The 241-nt window shown below is 51.0% G+C and carries 1 protein-coding gene; it reads right to left on the bottom strand.

Annotation, left to right across the window (positions count from 1 at the left end):
- Nucleotides 1-241 (bottom strand): hypothetical protein (locus tag ACO0LB_RS21085; RefSeq protein ID WP_423052713.1); only part of this gene is annotated, 241 nt, incomplete at both ends.

Genomic DNA, 241 nt, shown 5'->3' on the forward strand with positions numbered 1-241 from the left:
CGGTGCCGTTTTGTAGGTTGAGTTTGCCATCTGCTTGCACCGTACCTTGGCTGTTGTCTAACTTTGCTGCGGTCGTGATGTTCAGGTCTTGTCGGGCATAGACGGTGCCACCAATATTGCTGATGTTTGCCGCTGTCAGTAGCACATCACCATTGCCTCCGATGAAGCCTTGGTTGTTGGTGAGGTCGTTGTCTGCATGAATACTGAAGGGACTGTTGCCTGTCGCCAGTAATTTACCTTC

The sequence above is a fragment of the Undibacterium sp. SXout7W genome, from assembly GCF_049339385.1.
Taxonomy (GTDB): Bacteria; Pseudomonadota; Gammaproteobacteria; order Burkholderiales; family Burkholderiaceae_D; genus Undibacterium.